The sequence below is a fragment of the Stenotrophomonas sp. AGC87 genome (genome assembly GCF_057333975.1).
This window is the reverse complement of the sequence record NZ_JBHFHW010000032.1, coordinates 133,288-160,070: the sequence shown is the minus strand read 5'-3', so window position 1 is coordinate 160,070 and position 26,783 is coordinate 133,288. Positions and strand designations below refer to the sequence as shown.

The 26,783-nt window shown below is 67.8% G+C and carries 27 protein-coding genes; 13 read left to right on the top strand and 14 right to left on the bottom strand.

Annotation, left to right across the window (positions count from 1 at the left end):
- Positions 1–11: 11 nt before the first annotated feature.
- On the bottom strand, positions 12–623 hold the full coding sequence (locus tag ACE026_RS13455; RefSeq protein ID WP_486039368.1) for a hypothetical protein: 612 nt from the start codon (positions 621–623) through the stop codon (positions 12–14).
- A gap of 78 nt (positions 624–701) precedes the next feature.
- On the opposite strand from ACE026_RS13455, the gene ACE026_RS13450 reads away from it, so the two are divergent.
- The 8 genes from ACE026_RS13450 to ACE026_RS13415 all read left to right on the top strand — a co-directional run bounded on the left by ACE026_RS13450 (position 702) and on the right by ACE026_RS13415 (position 6,449).
- Positions 702–1,205 (top strand): CYTH domain-containing protein, encoded by a 504-nt coding sequence (locus tag ACE026_RS13450; protein WP_486039367.1) that lies wholly within the window; start codon positions 702–704, stop codon positions 1,203–1,205.
- Between the two features lie 45 nt (positions 1,206–1,250).
- The gene (locus tag ACE026_RS13445; protein WP_486039366.1) at positions 1,251–1,943 is read left to right on the top strand and encodes a DsbA family oxidoreductase; all 693 of its coding nucleotides are present in this window, start codon (positions 1,251–1,253) and stop codon (positions 1,941–1,943) included.
- Between the two features lie 67 nt (positions 1,944–2,010).
- Positions 2,011–3,018, top strand: a complete 1,008-nt coding sequence (nagZ, locus tag ACE026_RS13440) for a beta-N-acetylhexosaminidase (RefSeq protein WP_265309282.1) — start codon at positions 2,011–2,013, stop codon at positions 3,016–3,018.
- The gene (locus tag ACE026_RS13435) at positions 3,018–3,572 is read left to right on the top strand and encodes a hypoxanthine-guanine phosphoribosyltransferase (RefSeq protein WP_019183441.1); all 555 of its coding nucleotides are present in this window, start codon (positions 3,018–3,020) and stop codon (positions 3,570–3,572) included. The genes nagZ and ACE026_RS13435 overlap by 1 nt, the downstream gene beginning before the upstream one ends.
- Complete coding sequence (locus ACE026_RS13430; RefSeq protein ID WP_486039365.1) at positions 3,572–4,318, top strand: S-methyl-5'-thioinosine phosphorylase; 747 nt, start codon at positions 3,572–3,574, stop codon at positions 4,316–4,318. Before ACE026_RS13435 ends, ACE026_RS13430 begins: the two co-directional genes overlap by 1 nt.
- Positions 4,319–4,406: 88 nt before the next feature.
- Positions 4,407–4,613: a transcription antiterminator/RNA stability regulator CspE gene (gene cspE / locus ACE026_RS13425; RefSeq protein ID WP_019183439.1), complete on the top strand. Its 207-nt coding sequence runs from the start codon at positions 4,407–4,409 to the stop codon at positions 4,611–4,613.
- Between the two features lie 64 nt (positions 4,614–4,677).
- Entirely contained in the window at positions 4,678–5,925 is a 1,248-nt protein-coding gene (locus tag ACE026_RS13420; RefSeq protein WP_486039364.1) for an FAD-dependent oxidoreductase, read from the top strand.
- A 59-nt stretch (positions 5,926–5,984) separates the two neighbouring features.
- Complete coding sequence (locus ACE026_RS13415; protein WP_486039363.1) at positions 5,985–6,449, top strand: hypothetical protein; 465 nt, start codon at positions 5,985–5,987, stop codon at positions 6,447–6,449.
- On the opposite strand, the gene pdeM is transcribed toward ACE026_RS13415, so the two are convergent.
- From pdeM to ACE026_RS13395, 4 genes are read right to left on the bottom strand one after another with little or no spacing between them, the layout of a single operon-like run.
- Positions 6,446–7,096: a ligase-associated DNA damage response endonuclease PdeM gene (gene pdeM, locus ACE026_RS13410; protein ID WP_486039362.1), complete on the bottom strand. Its 651-nt coding sequence runs from the start codon at positions 7,094–7,096 to the stop codon at positions 6,446–6,448. The two genes, ACE026_RS13415 and pdeM, sit on opposite strands and share 4 nt — an antisense overlap.
- The gene (locus ACE026_RS13405) at positions 7,086–9,533 is read right to left on the bottom strand and encodes a ligase-associated DNA damage response DEXH box helicase (protein WP_486039381.1); all 2,448 of its coding nucleotides are present in this window, start codon (positions 9,531–9,533) and stop codon (positions 7,086–7,088) included. The genes pdeM and ACE026_RS13405 overlap by 11 nt, the downstream gene beginning before the upstream one ends.
- Positions 9,534–9,547: 14 nt before the next feature.
- Positions 9,548–11,152, bottom strand: coding sequence for an ATP-dependent DNA ligase (locus ACE026_RS13400; RefSeq protein WP_486039361.1), 1,605 nt, complete (start codon positions 11,150–11,152; stop codon positions 9,548–9,550).
- Entirely contained in the window at positions 11,149–12,156 is a 1,008-nt protein-coding gene (locus ACE026_RS13395; protein WP_486039360.1) for a ligase-associated DNA damage response exonuclease, read from the bottom strand. The genes ACE026_RS13400 and ACE026_RS13395 overlap by 4 nt, the downstream gene beginning before the upstream one ends.
- Positions 12,157–12,265: 109 nt before the next feature.
- Between ACE026_RS13395 and ACE026_RS13390 the strand changes: the two genes are divergently transcribed.
- Positions 12,266–13,897 (top strand): isovaleryl-CoA dehydrogenase, encoded by a 1,632-nt coding sequence (locus ACE026_RS13390; RefSeq protein ID WP_486039359.1) that lies wholly within the window; start codon positions 12,266–12,268, stop codon positions 13,895–13,897.
- Between the two features lie 76 nt (positions 13,898–13,973).
- On the opposite strand, the gene ACE026_RS13385 is transcribed toward ACE026_RS13390, so the two are convergent.
- The 3 genes from ACE026_RS13385 to ACE026_RS13375 all read right to left on the bottom strand — a co-directional run bounded on the left by ACE026_RS13385 (position 13,974) and on the right by ACE026_RS13375 (position 16,171).
- Positions 13,974–14,378: a hypothetical protein gene (locus ACE026_RS13385; RefSeq protein WP_070425654.1), complete on the bottom strand. Its 405-nt coding sequence runs from the start codon at positions 14,376–14,378 to the stop codon at positions 13,974–13,976.
- A gap of 151 nt (positions 14,379–14,529) precedes the next feature.
- The gene (locus tag ACE026_RS13380) at positions 14,530–14,871 is read right to left on the bottom strand and encodes a hypothetical protein (RefSeq protein ID WP_088434503.1); all 342 of its coding nucleotides are present in this window, start codon (positions 14,869–14,871) and stop codon (positions 14,530–14,532) included.
- A 124-nt stretch (positions 14,872–14,995) separates the two neighbouring features.
- A complete protein-coding gene (locus tag ACE026_RS13375; RefSeq protein WP_486039358.1) occupies positions 14,996–16,171 on the bottom strand; it encodes a thiolase family protein in 1,176 nt (391 codons plus the stop codon).
- Positions 16,172–16,346: 175 nt separating this feature from the next.
- Here ACE026_RS13375 and ACE026_RS13370 point away from each other — a divergent pair, with 175 nt between their 5' ends.
- Positions 16,347–19,214, top strand: coding sequence for a S8 family serine peptidase (locus tag ACE026_RS13370; RefSeq protein WP_486039357.1), 2,868 nt, complete (start codon positions 16,347–16,349; stop codon positions 19,212–19,214).
- A 79-nt stretch (positions 19,215–19,293) separates the two neighbouring features.
- Here the strand turns inward: ACE026_RS13370 and ACE026_RS13365 are convergent, their stop codons facing one another.
- Positions 19,294–20,391, bottom strand: a complete 1,098-nt coding sequence (locus ACE026_RS13365) for a Glu/Leu/Phe/Val dehydrogenase dimerization domain-containing protein (protein ID WP_486039356.1) — start codon at positions 20,389–20,391, stop codon at positions 19,294–19,296.
- Positions 20,392–20,696: 305 nt separating this feature from the next.
- Between ACE026_RS13365 and ACE026_RS13360 the strand changes: the two genes are divergently transcribed.
- On the top strand, positions 20,697–21,794 hold the full coding sequence (locus tag ACE026_RS13360) for an HDOD domain-containing protein (protein ID WP_486039355.1): 1,098 nt from the start codon (positions 20,697–20,699) through the stop codon (positions 21,792–21,794).
- Between the two features lies 1 nt (position 21,795).
- Here the strand turns inward: ACE026_RS13360 and ACE026_RS13355 are convergent, their stop codons facing one another.
- The 3 genes from ACE026_RS13355 to ACE026_RS13345 all read right to left on the bottom strand — a co-directional run bounded on the left by ACE026_RS13355 (position 21,796) and on the right by ACE026_RS13345 (position 24,711).
- Positions 21,796–23,373, bottom strand: coding sequence for a phospholipase D family protein (locus tag ACE026_RS13355; RefSeq protein WP_486039354.1), 1,578 nt, complete (start codon positions 23,371–23,373; stop codon positions 21,796–21,798).
- A gap of 48 nt (positions 23,374–23,421) precedes the next feature.
- Positions 23,422–24,132 carry an rRNA pseudouridine synthase gene (locus ACE026_RS13350; protein WP_346489592.1) on the bottom strand — a complete coding sequence of 237 codons (711 nt, stop codon included), beginning with the start codon at positions 24,130–24,132 and terminating at the stop codon, positions 23,422–23,424.
- Between the two features lie 81 nt (positions 24,133–24,213).
- Complete coding sequence (locus ACE026_RS13345) at positions 24,214–24,711, bottom strand: M48 family metallopeptidase (RefSeq protein WP_121038688.1); 498 nt, start codon at positions 24,709–24,711, stop codon at positions 24,214–24,216.
- 73 nt (positions 24,712–24,784) lie between these two features.
- Between ACE026_RS13345 and ACE026_RS13340 the strand changes: the two genes are divergently transcribed.
- Positions 24,785–25,336: a DUF2058 domain-containing protein gene (locus ACE026_RS13340; RefSeq protein WP_486039353.1), complete on the top strand. Its 552-nt coding sequence runs from the start codon at positions 24,785–24,787 to the stop codon at positions 25,334–25,336.
- A 109-nt stretch (positions 25,337–25,445) separates the two neighbouring features.
- Complete coding sequence (locus tag ACE026_RS13335; RefSeq protein ID WP_121038682.1) at positions 25,446–25,712, top strand: DksA/TraR family C4-type zinc finger protein; 267 nt, start codon at positions 25,446–25,448, stop codon at positions 25,710–25,712.
- Positions 25,713–25,758: 46 nt separating this feature from the next.
- Here the strand turns inward: ACE026_RS13335 and ACE026_RS13330 are convergent, their stop codons facing one another.
- Together ACE026_RS13330 and ACE026_RS13325 are read right to left on the bottom strand one after the other, a co-directional pair.
- Positions 25,759–26,340: a mechanosensitive ion channel family protein gene (locus tag ACE026_RS13330; protein WP_121038679.1), complete on the bottom strand. Its 582-nt coding sequence runs from the start codon at positions 26,338–26,340 to the stop codon at positions 25,759–25,761.
- An 80-nt stretch (positions 26,341–26,420) separates the two neighbouring features.
- Complete coding sequence (locus ACE026_RS13325; protein ID WP_319623567.1) at positions 26,421–26,612, bottom strand: hypothetical protein; 192 nt, start codon at positions 26,610–26,612, stop codon at positions 26,421–26,423.
- Positions 26,613–26,783: the final 171 nt, after the last annotated feature.

Here is a 26,783-nt window from a genome sequence, read left to right as displayed (position 1 = left end):
GGCGTTCGCCCTCAGCGGGCGTCCTCCGGCGCGGCGTTCTGCCACTGGCCTTGTGCATCGAACACATAGGTCTGCGGGTCGGTGCCGCGCTCGGTGTCGTCCCCCGCGGTGACATCGCAGCGGATCTCCGGCGACTGCGTGCTGCGCAGTTCGCAGTCGTCGACCGCAAGAATCTGCAGGCGCTGCTGGAAGGCACGCAACGCGTCGCGGGCGGCGGCATCGTCGATGGACGCGGCACGATGATCGAGCTGTTCGATGAGCAGTTCGCGGACGCGCTCACGCGGAGGAACCGGCGCATCGACATCGGCCCGCTGCATCGCCCAGCCCATGCCCTGCGGAATGAAGCGCAGCATCCGGTAGCGGTTCTTGAGCCCGATCTCCATGCCGATCAGGCACTCGTAGGCACCGGTGAGCGTCGTGCTGGCAAAGCACGGGCCATGCTCGAACCCGCGCGGGGTGAACATCGACTGCAGCAGCAGATCCTGCGCGGAGGCTGCCGGCTTCTTCTCGGCCTCGATCATGGCCATGATCGCCGCTTCGATCTGCGCAGGCGTGGGCGGCGTCGCGGCGAACCCGGGCAGTGGCAGCAGGGTCAGCAACAGGGTGGGGAAGAGCGGCTTCATCGGGCGTCCTTGCAGGGCAGCCGGCCAGTATAGGAGCAGGCCGTGGCCGCATGATCGTGATCGCCGCATACTGTGCGCATGGGCATTGAAATCGAACGTAAATACCTCGTCACCGGTGAGGGTTGGCGCACTGCCGCGCACGCGGTGATCCCGATGGCGCAGGGCTATCTCAACGACACCGCCTCACTGGACAGCGGCGCACAGAAGGCCTCGGTGCGCGTGCGCATCCAGGGCGAGCAGGCCTTCCTCAACATGAAATCGCGCGAGATCGGGCATACCCGGCAGGAGTTCGATTACCCGATCCCGGTGGACGATGCGCGCGCGCTGCTGGCGCTGTGTGTCGGCGGGCTGATCGACAAGCGTCGGCATCTGGTCGAGCACCAGGGGCTGCTCTGGGAAGTGGACGAGTTCCTTGGGGAGAATGCCGGGCTGGTGGTGGCCGAAGTCGAGCTCGAGCACGCCGATCAGGCGATCACGCTGCCCGACTGGGCCGGCGCTGAAGTCACCGACGAGGTCCGTTATTACAATCTGGCGCTGGCCGCGCATCCGTTTTCACGCTGGTCCAGCGCTGAACGCGGCTGACCGTTAGACCTTGTAAACGCCCCGCCGCACCCACAATCTGGCGGGATGAAAATCGATATCTGGTCGGATGTGGTGTGCCCCTGGTGCTGGATCGGCAAGCACCGGTTCCAGCAGGGCCTGGCGCTGTTGGGTGATGACGCCCCCGAGGTGGAGGTGCACTGGCACCCCTTCCTGCTGGATCCCGACGCGGGCACAACCCCGGTACCGCTGCGCGAGGCATATGCGGCCAAGTTCGGCAGTGCCGAGCGCACCGAGCAGATCCTGACCCAGACCCAGACCGCCGCGCGCGCTGAAGGCCTGCCGATGGATTTCGACCAGGGCCAGGTCCGGGTCACCACGCTGCCGGCGCACCGCCTGATGTGGCTGGCCGGGCGTGAAGGCGTCCAGGCGGCGGTCGGCGAGGCCCTGTTCCGCGCGCATTTTGCGCAGGGCCGCAACCTGGCCGAGCCGCAGACCCTGATCGATGCCGGCGCCGCCGGTGGCCTCAGTGCCGAACGGATCACCACACTGCTGGCCGGTGACGAAGGGCTGGCGGAGATCCAGGCACAACTGGCGCAGGCGCAGCGGTTTGGCATTCAGTCGGTGCCCACCTTTGTGATCGACGACAAGTACGCTATCCAGGGGGCCCAGCCGCCGGAGGCCTTTGCCCAGGCGCTGCGCCAGATCGCGGCGGAAACCCCACCGGCAGGGGCTGCCGGGCCCGGTGATGGCTGCGGCCCGGACGGCTGCGAGGTCTGACGCTGCGCGCGGGTTCTGCGACAATGCGGCAGTGCGCCATGGTGGCGCCCCGTATTGGAGACACCTCATGCTCGTGATCGGCGTTGCCGGGACCGAACTCACCGCCCAGGAACGCGAGTGGCTGCAGCACGACGCCGTGGCCGGCGTGATCCTGTTCAAGCGCAATTTCGCCTCGCGCGAGCAGGTGGCCGAGCTGTCGGCGGCCATCCGCGCCGCCGCGCCGCGCCCGCAGCTGATCTGCGTGGACCAGGAAGGCGGGCGCGTGCAGCGCTTCCGTGACGGTTACAGCGCGCTGCCGCCGCTGCAGGGCTTCGATGCCCTGTACGCCACCGATCCCGAGGCTGCGCTGGCACTGGCCGAACAGCATGCCTGGCTGATGGCCAGCGAAGTGCGCGCCAGCGGCGTGGACCTCAGCTTCGCCCCGGTGGTCGATCTGGGCCGTGGCAACCTGGCCATCGGTGATCGCGCGTTCAGCGCGGACCCGCAGGTGGTTGCTGCGTTCACCGCGGCCTATGTGCGCGGCATGCACAGTGTCGGCATGGCGGCCACGCTCAAGCATTTCCCCGGGCACGGCACCGTGCTGGAAGACACCCATTTCCACGATGCCAGCGACCCGCGTTCGCTCGATGAACTGCGCGCGCTGGACCTGATCCCCTTCGCGGCCGGCATCACTGCCGGCGCCGATGCGGTGATGATGGCCCACGTGGTCTACCCGCAGGTCGCGCCGGAACCGGCCGGCTACTCGCCACGCTGGATCCAGCAGATCCTGCGCGAGGAGATGGGCTTCCGTGGCGTGGTCTTCTCCGATGACATCGGCATGGCCGCCTCGTTCTCGGCCGGTGGCGTCAAGGCGCGCGTGGATGCGCACCTGGATGCCGGCTGCGACGTGGTGCTGGTCTGCCACCCCGAACTGGTGGAAGAATCACTGCGCGCGGTCGAAGGCCGCACCCTCAACACCGCTGCGCTGCTCGGCCTGATCGGGCGCGGCGCGCTGGGCTGGGACGGCCTGCTGGCCGATTCCCGCCACGGCACCACCCAATCCCGTTTGCTTGACACCCTTGGAAGAACCGTCTGATGCCCAACCTCACCATTTCCCAGGCCCTGGCCCAGGCCGACCTGCTGGTCGACCGTCCCACCATCGACAAGGCCATCGCTGGCATCGCCGACGCCATCGCGCGCGATTACAAGGGCGAGGTCCCGCTGTTCCTGTCGATCATGCACGGCGCGCTGCCGTTCGCCGGCCAGCTTGCGCTGGAGTTGGGCGCCCGCGGCCAGGACGTGCAGTTCGATTACCTGCACGCCACCCGCTACCGCGGTGAAACCACCGGCGGCGATCTGGTCTGGAAGCACAAGCCGGCCACCGCGCTGTTCGGCCGCCGCGTGCTGCTGGTCGATGACATCCTCGATGAGGGCTACACGCTGCAGGGCGTGCGCACCTGGTGCCTGGAGCAGGGCGCCACCGATGTGCGCATCGCCGCGCTGACGGTCAAGCTGCACGACCGCGCGCTGCCGGACGTCAAGGCCGACTATGCCGGCATCGACCTCCCGGACCGCTATGTGTTCGGGTTCGGCATGGACGTCAATGAGACGCTGCGCTGCGTGCCGGCCATCTACGCGATGAAGGAATGATGGAGCACATCTCTCTCGCCGTCATCGGCGGCACCGGCGTCTACAAGCTGGCCCAGCTCGATGACGTGAGCAGCCATCAGGTCGAGACCCGGTACGGCACGCCGTCCGGTCCGATCCGCGTCGGCACGCTGCTGGGCCAGCGCGTGGCGTTTCTGGCGCGCCACGGTGAAGGCCACTCACTGCCGCCGCACAAGATCAACTACCGCGCCAACCTCGCCGCGCTCCAGCAGATCGGCGCGCAGCGCGTGCTTGCGCTCAATACGGTTGGCGGGATCACCGAACAGTTCGGCCCGCGTGTGCTGGCCTGTCCGGACCAGCTGATCGATTACACCTGGGGCCGCATCTCCACCCTGTGCGAAGAGCCGGGTACCGAGGTGCTGCACGTGGACTTCGGGCACCCGTACACGCCGATGCTGCGCAGCAAGGTGCTGGCCGCGGCGAAAGTGACCGGCGTGCGCCTGCAGGACGGTGGCTGCTACGGCGCCACCCAGGGCCCGCGGCTGGAAACCAATGCGGAAATCGCGCGCATGCGCCGCGATGGCTGCGATCTGGTTGGCATGACCGGGATGCCCGAAGCGAGCCTGGCCCGCGAGCTCGGCCTGGACTATGCCTGCCTGGCCATTGTGGCCAACTGGGCCGCCGGCTGTGGCGATGGCGACGAAATCACGATGGCCGAAGTGCTGGCCAATGTGGACGCCGCCTCCTCCGGTCTGCCCGAATTGATCGGTGAATTGGCACGGGGGTGATTGTCATTACCGTACAAGGTTTGCATACTCCGCCAGTGCGCTGGTTGAGCGTACACCACCCATTCATAGAAGAAGGTCTCGCATTACCATGCCGAACGGTACCGTCAAGTGGTTCAACGACGCCAAGGGATTTGGCTTTATCTCGCCGGAGGACGGCAGCGCCGACGTCTTCGCGCACTTCTCCGCGATCAACTCCAAGGGCTTCCGCAGTCTGCAGGAAGGCCAGAAGGTCACCTATGACGTGACCCAGGGCCCGAAGGGCGCCCAAGCCTCGAACATCGTGCCGGCTGAGTGATTTTTTCAGCTGCGCATTGAAAACCCCGCTTCGGCGGGGTTTTTTTTCATCAGCGAGTACGCGCATGTCTCCACGTCGCACCATCGCCATCGTCGGCTACGGCACCGCCGGGCAGGCGTTGTCGATCCTGCTTTCACGCGATCATCACGATGTGCACGTGTTCGAGCGTGCCGCCACGCCTGGTCCGGTCGGCGCCGGGTTCCTGCTGCAGCCCAGCGGCCTGGACGTGCTTTGGCAGATGGGGCTGCTGCCCGATGTGCTGCACCACGGCGCCAGCGTGCGTCGGCTGTACGGCGAGACGCCGTGCGGACGCGCGGTGATGGACATGCGTTATGCGCAGCTCGATGAGCGGTTGCATGGGGTGGGCATGCAACGGGGCGCGTTGTTCTCGCTGCTGGCAGCTGCGTGGGAACAGCCGGGCAACCTGCAGGCTGGTACTTCCATCGTCGAGGTGGACACCGCGCAGGGGCGCGTGCGTGACGCAGACGGGCGCTGGCACGGGCCGTACGATCTGGTGATTGCTGCCGATGGTGCTGCCTCCTCGCTGCGCGCGCAGGTGCAGGGCACCTCGCTGGACCGCGAATACCCGTGGGGCGCGCTGTGGTGCCTGCTGCCGCGCGGCGACTGGCCGCACGTGGATGAACTGCGGCAACGCTATGTGGCCGCGCGCAAGATGATCGGGCTGCTGCCGGTAGGGACCCGGCCGGGCAACGATGTGCCACAGCTGAGTTTCTTCTGGAGCCTGCCACGTGACCGCTTCGCACAGTGGGAGCGTGACGGCATGGCCCGCTGGCTCGACGAGATCGCCACGCTGTGGCCGCAGGCGCACGAGCGCCTCGCCGGCGTGACGGAACCGGGTCAACTGGCCCGCGCCGGGTACCGCGACGCCGTGCTCTCGCGCTGGCATCGCGGGCGGCTGGTGCTGGTCGGCGATGCGGCGCACGCGATGAGTCCACAGCTGGGGCAGGGCGTGAACATGGCGCTGATGGACGCGCTGGCGTTGCGCGATGCACTGCGTGCGCACGCCGATGCCGATGTCGCGCTGCGCGCCTACCAGGTGCAGCGGCGTGCCCACGTGGCGATCTACCAGTACTGGAGCCGGTGGCTGACGCCCTTGTTCCAGTCCGAACGCGATGGGTTGGCACGCGCACGCGATGTGCTGTTCCAACCCATGGGCCGCGTGCCGGGTGGGCGCGGGCATATGCTCCGCGTGCTCAGCGGAACCCAACGTGGCTGGCTGGGCAGACTGCCGCTGTCGCCCGCTTTCGTGCAGGCGATGCATGCCGCGCGAGCGACGGATGGCATCAGCTGATAACTCTGTGTATCGGTGCGCGCGCGCCGATGTGAAGGCGTGAATAACATTCATTGACGGTGGACTCACCGCTGGCATGGGACAACACACTGGCAAACGCAGCGCTCGCGCGCTTATCGATGCGCGCGCTGCTGACACCGCCCATGCGCGTCCGATGCCTGATCGCTTGGAGGCCCGCGACTGCGGGGTGGTACGGTGATGCTGCGTTTGCGACCTACGGTCCGGTGGACCGATCGCAACCCAAGGAGATTGAAATGCTGTTCTCGGCCGAAACTCTGGAAAGTGAAATCCGCAAACTGCGCGGACTACTGCAGATGCTGCATGAGGATCAGCCGGACGTGATGGAAGACGTGTTCGAGTTCCATGTGACCAGCCTCATCACGCACGCCGCGCCAGAGCACCATCCGCGCATCCGTGCCGCCGCCCATGACATGCTGACCGCGATCCAGCGGCAACCCGTGCGGCCCAATCCGCATGCACCGGATATCCGGTTGATGCCGGACCTGCTGGTCTCGGCGGCCTAAATCCCACGCGCAGGTAACGCGATGGCCTGGTCTTCGACGCAGGCCACCAGCTGTTCTCCGGCAGCAAGCACGGGCGCGATGCCGGCAGTGAATCCCGAAAACGCGGGCAGGATCGTCATCCCTTCGCGCATCCAGAACGAGGGCCATCGCCGTTGCATGCCCGGCAGACGCGCCAGTGGATGCAGGTGGCCGCACAGCACATGCAGGCCAGGCTGACGCTGCGGTGCATGGCGCAGCAGGAAGGGCCCTTCCTGCACACGCTCGCCGAGCAGTTCGATGCCCAGGTCGGCCTTGGGCAACACCCGGTCGTGATTACCTTCCAGTGCGCCGATCCACAGGTGGGGATGCTGCTCGCGCCATCCCTGCCACTGCCGGTACCACGCCGCGCGATGCGCCGCGCCATGCAGTACATCCCCGAGGATCCACAGATGGCGCACGTCGTGGTGCTGCACCATCGCGCCAAGCCGCTGCAGATCATCGGAGGTGCCGCCACTGGGCAGGCCGATGCCCGATCGCCGGAACAGGTCGGCTTTGCCCAGATGCAGATCGGCGATCAACAGTGCGTGCCGTGCCGGCCAATGCAGCGCACGCGCGCCGAGCAGATGGACGGTCTCGCCGGCGAGGGTGATCGGCAGTTCAGGCGCCATGGCGCTTCTCCAGTTGCTGTGCGGCACGCAGGACGCGGGTCTTCCAGTCTTCGTTGCTGAGCTGGCCGCGCAGCCGTTCGGCCCAGAGTGGGAAGGATAGTGGGCCCAGGCTGGCTGGATGCTGCAGGCTCAGCGTGCGCGCCTGGCAGGTGGTGAGGGCGCGGGCCAGACGCTCAAGATCGAGTTGATCGTGCAGCACTTCGTGTTCGGCCAGCGTCAGCAGGATGTGATCCGGATCATGTTGGCGCAGGACGTCGTACAGCAATCCGCTGGAGGCCTGCAGCTGACGCAGGCTGCGCGGTGTCCGCCCCGGCAGCGCGGGTACCAGCATGCCGGAGACACGCGCGATGTCGCGGAACTGGCGTCGGGCAAGCTCGCCCAGATTGAGGCTCTCGCGCAGATCCGCAAGCAGTCCCTGCGGTTCCAGCAACGCGCGCACGCGCGCCGCATCGATCTCAATCGCACGTGCCGGGGCGAGCACGAAACCGTAATCGTTGGCCGCGTAACCGAACGTATTGCTCTGCAGGCGCGTCCAGCGCATCGCCATCAACGCGGCCAGCCCTTCATTGACCTGACGGCCGGCGAAGGGATACACGAACACGAACTGGCCTTCGCGCCGGCGGACGTGCTCCACCAGCAGCAGCTCGGGCCCGGGCAGGGCGGACAAGCGCATCTGCAGCGCCAACAGCGGCGCCAACCACTGCATCTCCGGGCTCTCGGGCGGGTGGGCCAGCACGGTTTCCATTTCATGCCCGAGCGCGTCCGACAGCGGCAACCGACCGCCCTGCCAACGCGGCACCACCCCATCGCCGCCGCGCGCTACGCGCACGTAGGCGGTCAGGTTCTCCAGCCGCACCAGTTCCAGCAGGCGGCCGGCGAACTGGAAGCGATCGCCCGGGCGCAGCCGGCTGAGGAACTGTTCCTCCACCGCGCCGAGCCGGCCCCCGCGCAGGAACTGCACCATGACGCTGCCATCGCTGGTGATGGTGCCGATCGACAACCGATGCCGCAGCGCGACGCGACGGTCATGCACGCGGTAGAGGCCATCGTCATCGCGCACGACCTTGTGGAAGTCCGGGTACTGCGACAGCGCCCGCCCGCCCTGCACGATGAACTCCAGTACGCCCTCCCAGTGCGCGCGGTCCAGTGCGGCGAAGGCATGCGTGCGCCGTACCTGGTCGAACAGCGCCTCGGGATCGAAGCCGCCACCGAGGGCGCAGCTCACGGCATGTTGCGCCAGCACGTCCAGCGACAGCCGCAGCGGCCGGCGTGCTTCGATGTGGCCGTGGGCCAGCGCCCGACGTGCCGCCGCATACTCGACCAGCTCCAGCGCATGCGAAGGCACACACACGATGTGCCCGGATTCGCCGGGGCGATGTCTGGCGCGCCCCGCACGCTGCAGCAACCGTGCGATGCCCTTGGGGCTGCCGATCTGCAGCACCTGATCGACACTGGGGAAATCGACGCCGAGATCCAGGCTGGAGGTGGCCACCACGCAGCGCAGCCGGCCCTCGCGCAGGCCTTCTTCGGCCGCGCGGCGCAACGCCGGGTCGAGCGAGCCGTGATGCAGCGCGAGCGTGGCCAGGTCTTCCGGCCATACCGCAGACAGCGCCTGATGCCAGAGCTCGGCGTGCGCACGGGTGTTGGTGAACAGCAGGCTGGTACGCACCGTCAGCAGTTTTTCCAGCACGCGCTGCAGCTGTGACAGGCCCAGATGGCCTGCCCACGGGAAGCGCTCGCCCTGCGCGGGCAGCAGCGTTTCCACGCTGACCGGGCGCGGCCGCGCGCCGGCCACCAGCGGGGCATCGGGCACATCGGGCAACAGCACCTCGCGCGCTTCGTCCAGATTGCCCAGCGTTGCAGACAGCCCCCACACCTGCAGCGCGGGCAGGGCATCGCGCAGGCGGCGCAGATTCAACTGCAGCAGCACGCCGCGCTTGTTGCCGAGCAGTTCGTGCCACTCATCGACCACCACGCAGCGCAGGTGCTGCAGGCGCGCCATCGTGTCGGGATAGCTGAGCAACAGCGCCAGCGACTCCGGCGTGGTGACCAGCACATCGAGCCGGCCTTCTCGCGCCAACCGCTTGTCGCGCGCGCTGGCATCGCCGGTACGCAGGCCCACCTGCCAGTCCAACCCGAGGGCATCCAGCGGCTCACGCAGGGCGCGCGCCGTGTCGGCGGCCAGTGCGCGCAGTGGCGTGATCCACAGCAACTGCAGGACGGGTACGGGAGTCTTTGCGCGGCCGCGGGTGGTACGTGGCGGTGGATCGTTGAGCGCCTGCAGCAGCGGCCCACCGAACATCGCCAGCGTCTTGCCGCTGCCCGTCGGGGTATGCAGCAGGCCGGACTCGCCGGCCAGGTAGTGCCGCCACATCGCTTTCTGGAAGGGCAGCGGCGCCCAGCCCCGGCTGGCGAACCACGCCGTCAGGCGGGCCATGGCCTCGCGTCGGGTCACCGCGCCAGCGCCTGCAGCTGGGCCAGCGTGTCGGCCTCGCTGGCCGGCTTGTCATGCCGCCAGCGCAGGATGCGCGGGAAGCGCACGGCGATGCCGGATTTGTGCCGTTTGCTGCGGTTCACCGCTTCGAAGCCAAGTTCGAATACCTGCTCGCCACGCACGCTGCGCACTGGCCCGAAGCGCTCGATCGTGTTCGCGCGGATCCAGCGGTCCAGCGCGAGGATTTCCTTGTCGTCCAGACCCGAGTACGCCTTGGCCACCGGCACCAGCGTCTCGCCGTCCCACACCCCGAAGGTGTAGTCGGTGTAGAGCGTGCTGCGCCGGCCGTGGCCGGACTGCGCGTAGATCATCACCGCATCGATGGTCAGCGGGGCGATCTTCCATTTCCACCAGTCGCCGCGTCGGCGCCCGGCCTGGTAGACGGAGTCGCCGCGTTTGAGCATCAGCCCTTCCACACCGCGCTCGCGGGCCAGATCGCGCTGCGCGGCCGCCTCGCTCCAATCCGCCACGCGGACCGCCGGCGACAGCATCAGGCGGGGGTCATCCAGCGTGGCGAGCACCTCGGCCAAGCGCGCACGCCGTTGCGCGAGCGGCAAGGCGCGCAGGTCTTCACCACCCAGTTCAAGCAGATCGTAGGCGAGCACGCGCACCGGCGTATCGCGCAGCGTCTTGGGGCCAGGCTTGAGGCGCTGGATGCGCGTCTGCAGCGCGGTGAAGGGCAGCGGCAGATCATCGCCGTCGGCCCAGGCCAGCAGTTCGCCATCGATCACGCAGCCATCGGGCAGCGCCATCGCCGCCGCTTCAATCTCCGGGAAGCGGCCATCCAGCCGTTCTTCGCCGCGCGACCACAGCGCGACCTCGCCCTGGCGGCGCAGCACCTGCAGGCGGATGCCATCCCATTTCCATTCCAGCAGCCAGTCGTCGATCGGCCCGAGCGTGTCGACCTCCGCCTCCAGCGGTGAGGCCAGGAAGAACGGGTAGGGCTGCTGGCGATCTTCCGGCCGCTCTTCCGGTGACAGCAGCGCCGCCAGCAGCCCGGGCGTGGGTACCCAGCTGCCGAGCATGCGCTGGGCGATGCGCGCGATATCAAGGCCCGACCATTCGGCCAGTGCCTGCTGCACCAGCCGCTGCGATACCCCCACGCGCAGCGCGCCGGTCAGCAGCTTGTTGAACACCAGCCGCTCGTCGAAGGCGAGCTGTCGCCACGCCCCGGTGATGGCCGCGTGGCGCACCGGCTCGGGCTGATTGGCGACCGGCAGCAGCTTGCGCTCGATCCAGTCGGCGAGCGCGATATCCGCACCGGCCTGCACCGGATCGTCCATCAGCAGGGTGAGGGTCTCGGCCAGATCGCCAACCTGGTCATAGCTGTCGTCCACCAGCCACGCCGGTGTGTCGGACATCTCGGCTACCCACGCGCGCAGTTCGGCATTGCCGGCGATCTTCTGCCGCGCACTGGTGACCTTGCCGCCGGCCAGCAGGAACAGGGCCCATGCCGCGTCGTGCGGTGGCGCCTGCTGGAAGTAGCGCACCAGCGCAGCGCGCTTGTCGCCGGTAGCGGTGCTGCGGTCGAGTTCGCTGTAGAGCGCGGCGAAGCGTTTCACTCTTCGTCCCCGTAGCCGGTGGCGAACGCTTCGGCGGCGACACCCCGCTCGCGCAGGAACTGGATCAGCGCATCGGTATTGCCGTGGGTGGCGATGACGCGGCGGGCACCGGTCTCGGCGATGGTGCGCAGCAGGTCGGGCCAGTCAGCGTGATCGGAGACCACAAAGCCGCGATCGTAGTTGCGCCGGCGGCGGTTGCCACGCACCCGCATCCAGCCGGAGGCGAAGCCCAGCTGCGCACGCTTGAAGCGGCGCATCCACGCGCTCCCCGCGGCCGACGGCGGGGCAAGAATCAGCTTGCCGGCGAACTCGGCACCGCGCGCCTGTTCGCTGACCGGCTCGGTCGCCAGCATGGGAATGCCGGCCTCGCGATAGACCGCGACACCGGTGGCGATCGCACCATGCAGCAGCGCAGGCTGGTCATCCAGTGGCAGCAGTTCGGCAAGGATCCGCTGCGCCTTGCCGAGCGCGTAGCACAGCAGCACGGCCGCCTCGCCGCGCGCTTCGCACTCGCGCCGCCACGCCACGATGTCGGCGGCGACCTGCGAGGTGTCCGGCCAGCGGTAGACCGGCAGACCGAAGGTCGCTTCGGTGATGAAGGTGTCGCAGGGCACCACCTCGAACGGGTCGCAGCTCGGATCGGGCTGGCGCTTGTAGTCGCCCGAGGCCACCCATACCCGTCCGGCATGTGCGATCCGCACCTGGGCCGAGCCGAGCACATGCCCGGCCGAATGCAGCGAGACCTCGGTGTCGCCCAGGGGGAAGCGCTCACCGTATGCGTGCGCAGTGCAGTCCACATCGCCCAGGCGCCAGCGCAGGATCGGCAGGGTCTGTGTGGTGCAGTGGTAATGGCCCATGCCATTGCGCGCGTGATCGCCATGGCCGTGCGTGATCACCGCACGCGGCACCGGCCGCCACGGGTCGATGTGGAAATCACCGGCCGGGCAGTACAGCCCCTCCGGCCGGAGCACCACCAGATCGTCGTTGTCGGCATCGGTGTTCATGCCTGCACTGTGCCGCCGCGCTCGTGCAGGAGGTGAGAATCCGCATGAACGGCGGCCTGCAGGGGGATGCGGCAGAATCGGTGTATCTGTCTGCAAGGAGGTCGCCGTGATGACGTCTGCACTGCCTGCGTTCGAAACGCACCAGGTGAGCAACCAGCCGCCACCTTTCGGGGGGCGCAATCTGTGGGTCGACGACGTCGCGCTGGCCGAGGCAGTGCAGCGCGAAGGAGGCGCCGCGTTCGCGGGCCAGTTGGCACGCTATGGCAGTCTCGCCGGCGATGAGCTCTACCGGATCGGCTTCGATGCCAATCGCGATCGCCCGCGTCTGCGCACCCACGATGCGCAGGGCCATCGCATCGATACCGTCGAGTTCCATCCGGCATACCACCAACTGATGGCGGCGGCGAAAACGCATGGCGTGGCCGGGCTGTCCTGGCACGATGGTCGCCCCGGTGCGCATGTGGCACGTGCGGCGTTGAGCTACCTGCATCACCAGGCCGAGGCGGGCACCAGTTGCCCGTTGACGATGACCCACGCGGCGGTCGCCGTGTTGCGCCAGGAGCCGTCGCTCGCCGCCTGGGCGGACAAGGCAGCAGCGCCTCACTACGACCCGCGTGATGTACCGATTGCCGACAAGGCCGGGATCACCCTGGGCATGGGCATGACCGAAAAGCAGGGCGGTTCGGACGTACGCAGCAATACCACGCGGGCTGAGCCCCAGGCCGATGGCAGCTATGCGTTGGTGGGCCATAAGTGGTTCTTCTCCGCGCCGATGTCCGATGGCTTCCTGGTGCTGGCGCAGGCGCCGGGCGGCCTGAGCTGTTTCCTCATGCCGCGGCGCCTGGCCGATGGCAGCCGCAACGCGTTCCGTCTGATGCGCTTGAAAGACAAGCTTGGCGACTGGTCCAACGCCTCCAGCGAGGTGGAGCTGTGCGGGGCCTGGGCGCAGCGGGTGGGCGCGGAGGGCCGCGGGGTGGCGACCATCATCGGCATGGTCATGATGACGCGGCTGGACTGCATGCTCGGTGCCGCCGCCGAGATGCGCATGGCCCTGGCGCAGGCGCTGCATCACACCCGGCATCGCAGCAGCTTCGGCAAGCAGCTGAGCGAGCACCCGCTGATGGCCAACGTACTGGCGGACCTGGCGATCGAATCCGAAGCGGCCACGGTGTTCGCCATGCGCGTGGCACGGGCGGTGGATCAGGCCGGGACGGATCCGCAGCAGGCGGCATTCGCGCGCATCACGACGGCAGTGGGCAAGTACTGGGTGTGCAAGCGCGCGGCCGTGTTCGTCAATGAAGCGCAGGAGTGCCTCGGCGGTGCCGGCTATGTGGAGGAGTCGATGCTGCCGCGGCTGTATCGGCAGGCGCCGTTGAATTCAATCTGGGAAGGCAGCGGCAATATCCAATGCCTGGACGTGCTGCGTGCGCTGTCGCGCGAACCACAGGTGCTGCAGGCGCTGGACGCCGAGCTGGATGCGGTGGCCGGTGTGGATGCGATCTATGACGCCGCACTGCGGGCGTTGCGCCTGCAGCTCGCGGCAACGCCAGAGGAAGCACAGGCCCGCCGTATCACCGAACGCCTGGCGCTGGTGTTGCAGGCCGCGGTACTGCTGCGCGCGCAGAGCCCCAACGCATCGGCCTTCATCCGCTCGCGGCTGGGTGCCGAGCATGGGATGGCGTTCGGGACGTTGCCGGCCGGCGTGGACTTCGCGGCCGTGCTGAGCCGCGCTCTGCCGTGAACGCCCCCCAATGAAAACGCCCCCTCCGGAGCGGGGGCGTTGGTCATACCCGAAGACGGCGTGAGGGACGCCGGACTCAGCGCTTGGCTTCGTTGGCGTTCTTCTTGGCATCGTCGGCAACGTCGCGCGCCTTGTCGGCGACCTTCTGCGCGGCATCGGCAGTGGAATCGCTGGCGTGGGCGGCCGCATCCTTGGCGGCGACCTTGGCCTCACCAGCAGCCTCGGAGGTCGCTGCGGCAGCGCGGTCGAGCGCCTGCTGGGTGTCGGCGGCGGCGCGCTCGGAGGCGGCAGCGGCATCGTCGGCGGCACTGCGGGTGGCGGCCGCGGCCTTGTCGACCGCTTCGCGCGCGGCGGCGTTGGTGCTGTCGGCCGCCTGGGCGGCGTCACGGCGGGCCTGTTCGGCCTCCGGGCCCTTGCACGCGGCCAGGCCGAGCAGCAGGGAAGCGGCCAGCAGGGAGGTGGTCAGCGGACGGATCTTCATGTGGCGCTCCAGAACGGCGATGGATGGGAAGCCAGCCTATTCATGCGCCTGTGAAGAACCGGTGGGCGGCAGGACGTGCACAACACGCGCCCAAAGAAAAAGCCGCTGGCGAACCAGCGGCTTCTTCAGACTTGCTTGAAGAAAGAAGTTATTACTTCTTGGCTTCTTCAGCAGCGTCCTTGGCCTTCTCGGCGGTGCCTTCGGCAGCCTTGGCAGCGTCAGCAGCCTGGTCGGCAGCAGCGTCGGTGGCAGCGCCAGCAGCCTGGGCAGCGGCATCGGCCGAAGCGTCAGCAGCGGTGGTGGCGGTGTCGGCAGCAGCCTGGGCAGCGTCAGCAGCCGGGGCGCCAGCAGCAGCGGCCTGGTCAGCAGCGGCCTGGGCGTCAGCGGCAGCTTCGTTGGCCGAAGCGGCGGCGTCAGCAGCCTGCTCCTGCTTCGAGCAGGCGGTCAGAGCCAGGCCCAGGGCCATTGCGATCAGCAGCTTGTTGATGCTCATTGTTGTGAATCCTCGTCGTTAGATTAGGCAACGCGCTATTGCGCGCCCGGCAACATGATGACAAGCCACGATTGGCTGTCAAGCGATCGCGCATTCAGTTTTGAGAAATGCGCGTTAAACCAAATCAAATCAATTCGATAGCGATGGCGGTTGCTTCGCCGCCGCCGATGCACAGGGTAGCAATTCCGCGCTTGGCGTCACGCTTGCGCAATGCGTTCACCAGCGTGACCACCAGCCGTGCACCGGAGGCACCGATGGGATGACCCAATGCGCAGGCGCCGCCATTGACATTGACCTTCTCGTGCGGAATGCCCAGCTCGCGGATCGGCGCCATCGCGACTACGGCGAAGGCTTCGTTGATCTCGAACAGATCCACCTGGTCCAGCGTCCAACCGGTCTTTTCCAGCAACTTCTGGATCGCACCGATGGGGGCGGTGGTGAACCATTCCGGCGCCTGCGAGTGGGTCGCATGGCCGACGATGCGGGCCAGCGGCTGCAGCCCGCGGGCGGCGGCATCTTCTTCGGACAGCAGCACCACGGCGGCAGCGCCGTCGGAGATGCTCGACGAGCTGGCGGCGGTGACCGTGCCGTCCTTCTTGAACGCCGGGCGCAGGGTCGGGATCTTGGCGATGTCCGAGCGGCTCGGCTGCTCGTCCTGCGCGTATTCGACCTCGCCCTTGCGGGTGCTGACCTTCACCGGGACGATTTCACCGTCGAAGGCGCCATTGGCCTGCGCGGCCTGCGCACGGCGGACCGATTCGATGGCGAAGGCGTCCTGGTCCTCGCGGCTGACCTGGTACTTCTCTACGGTGCACTCGGCGAACTCGCCCATGGCCTTGCCGTCATAGGCATTGACCAGACCGTCGTGGGCCATGTGGTCGATCACCTGGAAGTTGCCGAAGCGGTTGCCGGTGCGCGAGTTGGGGATCATGTGCGGGGCGTTGGACATCGACTCCATGCCGCCGGCGACCACGATGCTGGCCGAGCCGGCCTTGATCAGGTCATGCCCCAGCATGATGGCCTTCATGCCCGAGCCGCACACCTTGTTGAGGGTGGTGGCGCCGGTGGAGACCGGAATCCCGGCGGCGATCGCGGCCTGGCGGGCCGGCGCCTGGCCGAGGTTGGCCGGCAGCACGCAGCCCATGATCACTTCGGAAACGTCCGCAGCCGGTACTCCGGACTGCTCCAGGGCCGCGGCGATCACGGTGGACCCCAGGGTCGGGGACGGCACGCCGTTGAACTGGCCCAGGAAGGAGCCGATGGCGGTGCGCTTGGCGGCGGCGATGACGATGTTGGACATGTGCAATCTCTTTGGTGCGTGAGCGAAGAGCGGAATGGGAACGCGGGCGTTGGAAGCCGACGCATTTCCCGGCAGACTGCGTGGGGGTCGGTCCAGTATAGAGGGTCGGCATTGACTGCCGGTGTCTGCCCGGGGGCAGGCAGGTGGGGAAGGTCCATTCACAAGGGGAGCAGGGATGAAGCAGGTTGTGATCGGCAGGTCGGCCTTGGCCGCGGCATTGGCGTTGGCACTGAGTGCGTGCGGAGGCGGGGGCAGCAATGTCCGCGGTGACCTGGAGCCGTCGCCTCCCCCGACCACGCCCCCGTCGCCGCCGCCCACCACACCGCCTTCTCCGCCGCCGACCACGGCCCCGCCGCCGCAGCCGGCCATCGACGCGCACCTGAGCATCGTCCAGGCGGGGCCGGCGCAGTCTGCCGGCTGGACCGGGGCGGGCGTGCGCATCGGCGTGGTCGATTCGGGCGTGAACCGCGAGCACCCGGCACTGAAAGGGCGGGTGCTGGCCAATTACACCTATGTCGATCCACGCGTGAACAATGTCAATGTGGATGACGTGGTCGGTCACGGCACCGTGGTGTCCCAGCTGGCGGCCGGCGCCAGGGTTGGCAGCTGGCCAGGCGGTGTGGCCAGCGAAGCGCAGATCGTCTCGGCGCGCATCATTGGTGACAAGCGCCCCGTCGATGACGGTTCGGGCAGTGGCAACGAGATCACCGGTGCGGTCGGTCTGGACGGTGTGCATCAGGATCTGATCGCCGCTGGCGTCAAGATCATGAACAACTCATGGGGCGGCCTGTACTGGACCAACCCGTCCGCCACCGCGCCGATCGCCCAGGAATACCGTCCCTTCATCATCAGCAACGGCGGCCTGGTGGTGTTTGCCACCGGCAACGAGAGCAAAGCCAATCCGTCCAGCATGGCGGCGCTGCCCAGTCAGGTCGGCCCGGGCGGCAGCCTGCCCGCCGCGGATCTGGAACGCGGCTGGCTGAGCGTGACCGCAGTGGACACCGCCGACCCGAGCAAGCTGGCTTCGTATGCCAACGCCTGTGGCGTGGCGGCACGCTATTGCCTGGCCGCCCCGGGCACGGTGGCCTACGTCGATCCTGCCAACAAAGGGGGCGCGCCAACGTACTTTTACGGTTCGGGCACGTCGTACGCGGCGCCGCTGGTCTCCGGCGCGGCCGCCCTGGTGTGGCAGAAGTACCCGTATTTCACCAATGATCTGGTGCGCCAGACGCTGCTCGGCACCGCCACCGATCTGGGTGCGGCCGGGGTGGACAGGACGTTCGGCTATGGCCTGCTCAACATCGCCAAAGCGATCAACGGTCCGGCCAGGTTCGACTGGGGCGATGTGACGGTGAATATCGGCACGTTGGACCTGGACTCGGTATGGGGCAACGACATCAGCGGCAACGGCGGGCTGATCAAGCAGGGTGCGGGTGCGTTGAGCCTGGCCGGCGCCAATACCTACAGCGGTGACACGATCATCGAGCGCGGCACCCTCGCGCTGCGCGGCGGTGCGTCGCTGCGTTCCAACGTGCTCATCGCGCCGCAGGTGGGTAACCCCAACGCCGCCGCGCTGCAGTTCATGAACGGCACCACGCGGGTCACCGGCAATGTGGACAACAGCGCCAGCGTGATGCTGCGCAGCGACAACATCGATGCGGTCATCGAAGGCAACTACATCCAGCGTGCCGGCGCGCAACTGGTCGTCGCACTGGGTGCCAACGCGCTCATGGTGAACGGCACCGCCACGCTGGCCGGCACGGTGCGTGTGGACAGCATCATCGCCGGTTACGTGCCCCGTGACGGACGCACGCAGCCGCTGCTGCACGCCGATGGCGGGGTGACCGGCAGCTTCGACAGCGTCACCAACGGGCTGGCGCCCGGCACCTTGCTCCAGGCCAACCTGCTGCACGCCAGCAACGACGTCACCATGGTCATCGACCGCATCAGCGTGACCAGCGCCAGCCTCCAGGCCGGGCTTGGGGGAACCGCGCTTGCCTCGGCGACTCGTGTCGAATCCGCCTTTGAAGTGCTGGATCGCAACGGTGCGGCGCTGGACGGGTTTGCCGATGCGGCGGGGCAGTTGCAGCAGGTCGACGGCGCCAACGCGCTGCAGGCCAGCCTGGACAGTCTCTCCGGCAAAGCCCATGCGTTGGCCACGGCGGCCACCTTCGACAGCATCGACATGAACCGTCGTGCGCTGTCGGCACGGCTCGGTGAGGTGCAGGCCGCGCCACGCCTGCGCGGTGCCTGGCAGAGCACACTGGGCGAGGCGGGCCAGGGCAGTTTCGCCGGCAACGGCGTGGCGACCCGCGGCTGGATGATGGGCCAGGACATGGCGTTGGGCAGCCACGGCATGCTCGGTGTCGCGTTCGGTGAAACGCGCAGCTACGGCGGCCGCGAGTGGGGCAGTGACCGTGGCCGCGACCGTCAGTCCCAGGCGCAGGTGTATGCCGGCTGGGGTACCGGCCGCGCGTATGCGATGGGTCAGATCGGCGCCGGCCAGTTCACCCGTGAGATCGATCGCCAGTTGCTGCTCGGTGCCGGGCAGTACGGCGTCAATGCGCGCTATGGCGGCAGCTTCAGCGCGGCCAGCGTGGAGTCGGGTTACCGTTTCGGCAGTGCCAGCGCCTCGCTGACGCCTTACCTGGGCGCCGAGTACGCGCGGGTGGACAGCGATGGTTTCAGTGAAACAGGCGGCATGGGCTTCGGTCTGCGCGCGCGCGATGCCGTGAGTACGCGCAGCCAGGCGTTGGCCGGCCTGCGCGCCGAGCGGCGCTGGGGCGGCTGGTCGCTGCGCGGCTATGCCGAATGGCAGCAGCATCTGTCCAGCGACGGCCTTTCGCTGGATGCCAGCTTCGTCGGTGTCGAGGCCTGGGCGCCGGTGGCCGGAGTGCAGCCGGCCCGCTCGGGCGGGTTGTTCGGGCTTTCGCTGGAGTCGTGGTTGAGCCGCACCAGCCGCCTGGCGTTCGGGTACGACCAGCGTTTTGGGCCGCGCGGCGATCTGCGTCAGGTGCAGCTGCGGTATTCGGCTGGGTTCTAAACGCGGGCCCGGCTGCGACGCTCCAAAAAAAGAGGGCGCGATCGATGACCCCCCCCTCTTCGTTTGTCAGCGCAACGGCTCAGTTGCCGCGCAGGCTGCCCCGGCGCGGCGTGCTGCGGCCCAGCGGCATCTTCAGTTTGCCGATCGACAGGATGCGCGATTCGGCGATCTGATCGGCGGCGCGCTGCGGGGCGATGCCCTCGCTCTGCGACAGTGCGAAGATGCGGCCGAGGTTGTGGTAGATGCTGCGGATCAGGCGCATCGCGCGCTCACGGTTGTAGCCGTCGATCTCCAGCGAGACGTTCATGACGCCACCGGCATTGACCGCGTAATCCGGTGCGTAGAGGATGCCGCGCGCGTGCAGTTCGTCGCCGACCTCCAGGCTGGAGAGCTGGTTGTTGGCGGTACCACAGACGATCTTGCACTTCAGGCGCGGCAGCGTGTCTGGATTGATCGCGCCTTCCAGCGCGCAGGGCGCGAAGATGTCGGCGTTGACGTCGTAGATGTCTTCCGGCTTGACCGCTTCTGCACCGTATTCGGTGACAGCGCGATCCACGCGCGTGCTGTCCAGGTCGCTGACGTAGAGCTTGGCGCCACGATCGCGCAGCAGCTTCACCAGTTCCATGCCGATATGGCCCAGGCCCTGCACCGCGATGCTGGCCTTGCCCACTTCCTCATGGCCCAGCTTGTGCTGCATCGACGCCATCAGCGCCTGCAGCGCGCCGTATGCGGTGAACGGTGCCGGGTCGCCGGAGCCGCCATGCACCTGGTGTACGCCGGTGACGTACTCGCTCTCCAGGTAGATGTTTTCCATATCGTTGACATCGGTGCCGACGTCCTCGGCGGTGATGTAGCGGCCACCCAGCGAATCGACATAGCGGCCGAAGGCGCGGAACAGCACTTCGGTCTTGTCGCGCTTCGGGTCGCCGATGATCACCGCCTTGCCGCCACCTACGTTGAGGCCGGCCAGGGCGTTCTTGTAGGTCATGGTGCGGCTCAGGCGCAGCGCATCGGCCAGAGCCTCGTCGGTGCTGGCGTAGGGACGCATGCGCACACCGCCCAAGGCCGGGCCGAGGGTGGTGTTGTGGACGGCGATGATCGCCCTCAGACCGGCGTCGCGGCTGTGGCAGAACACCACTTGTTCGTGACCGGTGGTTTCGAGGGTTTCAAATAACATGGTGGCTCCGATGGTGCGAACGGTGGCGAACAGCGGCGAACGCGCCAGCAAAAGGTGGGTTGTAAAACAAAAAAAGCGACGTCGTCGGGTCTCGGACGGGTCGCGCGGCGCCATTCTAGTGCATTCCGACGGACGGTGTTGTCAGGGGTCTTGCGCACCACGGCCATTAAAGTTGCTGAAGCGCAGGCCGATGCCGTGGCAACGGTGTGGATGGCCGGTCATCGCAGGAAGGATCACGTGGGCGCAGTCGCAACAAGGCAAGTGCGGGACCCGGCGCGTCCAGGGCCATGGGCATGATCGGCGCGATGGTTGTTGGCGCCGCGGTGCTGGCGCTGCTTGGCATGGCCGCTGTGCTCCGTCACCGGCGTGCCGTGGTGGCGCCGTCGATGGCCCGTGGCACTGCCACGCACGGGCGGGCCGCGGCGTTGCCGGTTGCCCCGGTATCGCCGGGTACCGATCCGGTGGTGGTGCTGCAGGCCGGGCTGCATACGCTGGCACTGGTGCCGCGCAGTGGCGATGCCGCCGACGCCGCGGCCCCGCGCACCGTTGAACTGCGTGATGCCGTCACCGCCTCGCTGCTGGCGCGGGACTGGTCGGCCAAACACCTGCCCCGCCGCCCGCAGCTGCTGCCGCAGCTGATCCAGACCGTCAACGACAGCGACGCCTCGGCGCGCGCAATGGCCGGGATCATCGGCCAGGACCCGGTGTTGACCGGCAATCTGCTGCGCATCGCCAACAGCCCGGTCTACCGGGTGCAGGCGCGCCCGGTGGAGACCCTGCAGCGCGCGGTCACCCTGGTCGGCACCGATGGCATCCGCCAGATCATCAGCGCGGTGCTGGTGCAGCCGGTGATGCAGCTGCAGTGCGATGCCTTTCCCCAGTTCAGTGCGGTGATCTGGGAGCATGCGCTGCTGGCCTCGCGCGCTGCCGCCGACCACGCACGCACGGTGACCCATGAAGATGGCTTCGCCGCGCAGTGGCTGGGCCTGACCCAGGGCCTGGGCGCGGCGCTGGTGATGCGCCATCTGCTCGATGCCTGCACGCAACAAGCGCTCGCGGCCCCGCCGCGCGCGCTGGCGGCGGATCTTCTCGACAGTTGGACCCTGCCGGTGGCCAGTCGCATCGCCGCGGCATGGGAGCTGCCCAAGGCCGTGCACGATGCCTTGATCCGCCAGAGTGGCAGTGGGTTGGCGGCCAGCCTGCGCTTTGCCCGTGCGGCCGCGGCGGCCAGCCTGCTGTGCCGCCATGGCCAGATCGGTCAGGTCCAGGCGCTGGCGTTGCTGGAGCAACTGGACGACACGCCGCCGCACGCACTGCAGTGGATCTGGCGGCGTGTGCACGGGCGGGCCGTGGAAACGCTGGAGGGCGAAGAGGCCGAGCTCGACGTGGCCCAGGCCGGCTGAGCTAGAGCTGCGACTCCAGCGGCAGCCAGCTGATCGCGCGTGCGCTGGCCCGCAGCCAGAACCCGGTGTCCGGTTCGGTATACAGCCAGTGCGGCGGCTGCGCATCCCGCTCCAGCCAACGCACGTCGCCCTCCGGTCCCAGCGCCACCCAGTAGCTCTGGCGTGGGCTGGCCAGGCGCAGGTACTCCTCGCGCAGCTGCGCGGCGAGCACCGGATCGTTGAACAGCACGCCCATCTCGGTGTTCAGATACGCCGAGCGTGGGTCCAAATTGAACGAGCCGACGAAGCCGCGCTGGTCGTCGATCATGAAGGCCTTGGTGTGCAGGCTGGCGCCACTGCTGCCGAACAGGCCACCGCCATCGACGTTGCCACGTGATTTGAGCTCGTACAGCTGCACGCCACTGCGCAGCAGCGGTGCGCGGTAGTGCATGTAGCCGCTGTGCACGGCGGCCACATCATTTGCAGCCAGGGAGTTGGTGATGACCGCAACCTGGGCCCCGCGCGCGACCATCGCGCCCAAGCCTTCGGTGCCGTCCTCGCCGGGCACGAAGTAGGGCGAGATCAGCAGGGCTTTGTGTTGGGCGCTTTCCAGTTCCTGCACCAGCCGCGTGACCAGCCAGCCGGCCTGATCGTCACGGCGGTGCTTCATGGGCGGGTCCGAGGCGATCTCCACGTGGTGTGACCAGTGCAGATCCAGCGCATCGCGGTAATACGATTTCTCCGCCTGCGAGCGCGCCACGCGTTCCAGGTAGGGCTTGGCACTGTCCAGGCGCGCTTCGTGCTCGCTTTCGCCGATCAGCAGGCGCAGCTGCGGTTCGGTGTAGAACGCCAGCGCACGGATCGGCACGGCGGTATCGCTGTTCCAGTAATCGTCGAAGATCGTATTGGCCTGCTGCACCGCTTCGCCGGCGACCAGCAGATCCAGGTCGCGGAAGTTCACATCCGGGCGTGCGCTGAAATACTCCTCGCCGATGTTGCGGCCACCGACGATCGCCACGCGCCCGTCGGCGATCCATGACTTGTTGTGCATCCGGTGATTGACGCTGAAGACACGCTGCACCATCTCGACCAGGCGCCAGAGTCCGTTGCGGTTGCGGAACGGGTTGTACAGGCGGATCTCGATGTTGGGGTGCGCATCGAGCGCCATCATCAGCGCGTCCTTGTCCTGCGCGTTCATGTCATCGAGCAGGATGCGTACCCGCACGCCGCGCTCGGCGGCGCGGTACAGCTCGTTGGCCATGAGATGGCCGATGAGGTCGTCGTGCCAGATGTAGTACTGCAGGTCCAGGCTGCGCCCGGCGTGCTGGGTGATCACCGCGCGCGCGGCGTACGCGTCCAGCCCGTCGGACAGGAAGGCCACACCGGTCTGGCCGGGGTGCTCGGCCTGCAGGCGGACCAGCTCGCGATCGATCGGGGTCTGGTCGGCCTGCGTGGGCAGTACCGTCGAACGCTCGCCGACGGCCTGCGGGGTGAGGTGGTCGGCCAGCAGCAGGCCGCTGAGGACCAGCAGGATCAGCAGGGCGACAACGATCCCCAGCCAGCGCAGCAGCCGGCGCCAGAACGGTTTTTTCTCGGTCATGCGCCGATCGTAAGCGGCGGGGGCGTGCAGGGCGAGTGCTGGCGCGGTTTAGAAGCGCTCGTCCGGCGCCAGGTAACGCCACTGGCCCGGGACCAGCTTGCCCATCGCCACGCGGCCGATGCGCAGGCGGCGGATGCTGATGACCTCCAGCCCGACCTGGGCGCACATGTCGCGCAGCTGGCCCGGATGCACCGGCTTGATCGCAAAGCGCAGGCGGGTTTCGTTCTGCCAGCTCACCTTGCACGGTGGCAACGGCCAGCTGCGGAAGCTCAGGCCGTGCGCGAGGCGCTTCATGCCGTAGGGCGCCAGCTCGCCACTGACTTCCACCAGATATTCCTGCTCCAGCGTTGCACCGCGATCCTTCAGGTGCGAGATCACGCGCCCGTCCTGGCTGACCACCACCAGGCCGCTTTCGTCATCGGACAGCGGCATCACCAGCTGCAGGGCATGGAAATGCCGCTGCAGCAGGGTCACGCCGGTGGCGTCGAGTTCACTGCGGCTTTCCGGGGTCACCAGGGCGCACAGTTCGTCCGAGCGCATGCCGGCCGGCTTGTGCAGCAGCATGCTCACGGTCTCGGTGCGGGTCGCCTCGGCGTTTTCGCGCAGTACGATCGTCTCGTCGGTGACCATCGTCTGCGGTTGTTCGACCACCTGGCCGTTGACGGTCACCCAGCCGCCCTCGATATAGCGCTGGGCGTCGCCACGGGAGCAGCCGATCAGGCTGGTCAGGCGTTTGTCGAGTCGGATCGGGTCGGTCATGGGGCAGGCAACATAAAACGGGAAGCGGGCGGGGAGTGTACTGGCTGGGGCCCGGCGCTGCGCGATGAAGGCCGCTGCGGCTCAGGCCGGCGTGCGTTCCAGGTGGGTCAGGTACAGGCGCAGATCGAACTCCAGCTGGTGGTAGTCCGCTTCCATGTGGGTACACAGCTGGTAGAAGGCCTTGTTGTGGTCCGATTCCTTCAGATGGGCCAGCTCGTGCACCACGATCATCTTCAGGAACGGCGCCGGTGCCTCGCGGAACACCGTGGCGATGCGGATCTCGCGGCTGGCCTTGAGCCGGCTGCCCTGCACCCGCGAGACCGTGGTGTGCGTGCCCAGCGCGTGCTTGAGCACCTGCAGCCTGCTGTCGTAGATCACCTTGGACAGCGGCGCGGACTGGCGCAGATAGCGCTCTTTCAGGCCCTGGGTGTAGTCGTAGAGCTGGCGGTCGTTGCGGACCGTATGCAGTTCGGCATAGCGGCGCTCCAGCCACGGCCCCAGCCGGTCGCCCGCGATCAGCTCGCGCACCTGTTGCTGCAGGGCGTCGGGATAGCCGGCGAGGTACTTCAGGGCGGTCATGCGGGCGGTTGGGGCGGGACGGGCAGACCAGTATGATGGCCTCCGGAATCCCGCAACAACAGATGCTAGGCGTATGGCGAAGGCAAATCCCCTGCAGGAGCAGCTGCTCAAAGCTGGGCTGGTCAAGAAATCCCAGGTCTCCCAGGCCGCCCGTGAACAGGTGAAAGCCCGCCACGGCAAGGCCCCGGTCGCGCCCAGCGAAAGCCAGCGCGAGGCCGAGCGCCTGCGTGCCGGGAAGGCTGAACGCGATCGCGCGCTGGAAGCCGAGCGCAAAGCCAAGGCCCACGCCCAGGAGTTGCAGGCCCAGGTCCGCCAGATCGTCGAGGCGCACAAGGTCAAGCGTGAAGGCGAAAGCGAGTACCGCTTCAATGACGGCACGCTGATCCGCACGATGCTGGTCAACAACGTGCTGCGCCGCCAGCTGGCCTCGGGCAGCCTGGTGATCGTGCGCCATGGCGACGGCTTCGAACTGCTGCCGCGCGCCGCGGCCGAGAAGGTCCGTGAGCGCGATGCCAGCGTGATCGTGCTCGACAACAGCCAGCCCGGCAGCGAGCCGAGCACCGGCAATGCCGAGGACGATGCGTACTACGCCCGGTTCCAGGTGCCGGACGACCTGGTCTGGTAAGCCGCGTCTGAAGCGTTCACCCGGCGCCGCGGGCGTTCAGCCCCACGTTGGCTGGGCGTCGTGGGCCGGGTCTATGCTGGCGGCCTGACACCGGCATGGGAGACACATCATGGCGACAGGTTGGGCAGGCGACGGCGCCGTCCAGGATCAGATCGACGCCACTGTCGATGAGGCCATCCAGCGGGCCCGCGCACAGCTGCGCGACGGCCCCGGATTGACCCACTGCGAGCACTGCGACGCGCCCATTCCCGAGGCGCGGCGGAAGGCTGTACCCGGCGTACGCCTGTGCGTGCGCTGCCAGGAAGAAGAGGACGCCGCCCAGCAGGAGGGCAGCGGCTACAACCGCCGCGGCAGCAAGGACAGCCAACTGCGCTAGGTCGCGATTCTGCGCCGGGCATTGCCTGGCCGACGGCGGCGCGGACTCAGCCGTCCCCTTGAATCCCGCCCGGCGCCTGCGAAGGATCGCGCCAACGGCGCACGGTGCGTTGGAAGAACATGTTGTTGGGCATCTGCAGGACCGTGCCTTCATGCCCGCTGCCGGTTTCCTGCAACGTGGTGTAGATCAGATTGATATCGATCACGCGGCCCTTGAGTCCAGGCTTCTCACCGTTCTCCAGCAGCTCGATGTAATCGTGCAGGCGGAACGGCCGCGTGGTGAAGATCAGCAGCGTGCAGAAGATGTTGGACAGCACGCTCCACGCGGCGAAGAACGCCACCGCGCCGACCGCGGCGAACCCGGTGAAGGCGGTCCAGAGTACCGTTGCCGAGACGCCCACGATGTTGAGCACGATCAGCAGCACGGTGAAATACACCACGAAGGTGAACACCCGGCGCGCGCCCATGATCATTTCCGGCGGCAGCGTGTAGTGCTCACCGACGCGGCGGATCAGCCGCCGGGCAACCAGCCGCAGCAGCCAGGCCACCAGCAGGGTCACCAGAATCTGCAGGGCAGGGACCCCGTAGTGCAGCCATTCGTGGGTCCAGGCGGGCAGATGGTCTTTCATGGGGGCGGAATTCCTTTGCAGCGATAGTGCCGATCCCGCCATGGTAATGCCGATGCGCCTCACCGCATCGTGCTGTGCACTTACGGCCGCGGGCTGCCGTACACATCGAACGCAGCGATCATCGCCGAGGCGCACAGCGGCGCATTCTGCGCGTACTGCACGCAGACATCCGGCGCGTCGGGCGCCAGCGTGACCCGGATCTGCAGCGGACTCCACGGCAGCGTGCAGCCGGTGGCCAATGAGAGCAGCACGGCCAGGCAACTGGATGACATGGCGAGACTCCTTGGCGGGCGCCGGTAGTGACAAGGGATTGGATGCAGCGCCGGGCAGGAAGGTTTAAAGGCCGCAGAAAAATTCCGCTTTGCCGCACGAGTGCCACACGCGAGTCCCGTAGCGGCCGGTAGGCCTCTGGGCAAACTCAAGGAGGAGGTCGTCGCCCCCCC